This is a genomic window from Herbaspirillum lusitanum, from assembly GCF_046025995.1.
In the GTDB taxonomy this organism is placed as follows: domain Bacteria; phylum Pseudomonadota; class Gammaproteobacteria; order Burkholderiales; family Burkholderiaceae_D; genus Herbaspirillum; species Herbaspirillum lusitanum_A.
In genome coordinates, this window is the sequence record NZ_JAQQFM010000030.1 from 1 (window position 1) to 757 (window position 757).

General features: G+C 63.5%; 1 protein-coding gene. It reads right to left on the reverse strand.

Going from position 1 to position 757, the window contains the following annotated elements; translation table 11 throughout:
* Positions 1-90: 90 nt before the first annotated feature.
* On the reverse strand, positions 91-757 hold a 667-nt coding region (locus PQR62_RS25555; RefSeq protein WP_408160893.1), incomplete at its 5' end, for an ABC transporter ATP-binding protein.

A 757-nucleotide genomic window follows, 5' to 3' on the forward strand; every position in this document is an offset into this window, starting at 1 on the left:
ATTACGACCAGCATATTGACTACTCTGTGGCATGTCTCGAACGCCGTCGCAGCAGGCGTAGCGGGCGCGCGCAGTAGCCTGATGCGCCCATTAATGGCCGGCGCCCAGGTAGGCTTCGATCACTGCCGGATTTTTCTGCACATCGGCCGGCACGCCTTCGGCAATCGGCTTGCCGTAATCCAGCACCGTGATGCGGTTGCACAGGCCCATCATGAGTTTGACGTCGTGCTCGATCAGCAGGATGGTTTTGCCTTCGGCCTGGATCTTGACCAGCAATTCGCGCAGGCCCAGCTTTTCGGTGGCGTTCATGCCGGCCGCCGGTTCGTCCAGCGCCAGCAGTTGCGGCTCCGTCGCCAGCGCCCGGGCGATTTCCAGACGGCGCTGGTCGCCGTAGGAGAGGTGGCGCGCCGTGCGCTTGGAGAACTTGCCGATGCCCACGAAGTCGAGCAGCTGTTGCGACTTCTCGCGGATCTGCGCTTCTTCTTCGCGCGCAGCCTTGTGGCGGAACACGGCGCCGAACACGTTTTGCTTGGTGCGCACGTGGCAGCCGACCATCACGTTTTCCAGCACGCTCATCTCGCCGAACAGGCGGATGTTCTGGAAGGTGCGCGCGATGCCGGCCTTGGCCACTTCATGCGGGGCGCTCGGCGAATAGGGCTTGCCGGCCAGTTCGAAGTCGCCGGTGTCGGGCTGATACAGGCCGGTGATGACGTTGAAGAAGGTGGTCTTGCCGGCGCCGTTGGGGCCGATCAGGCCA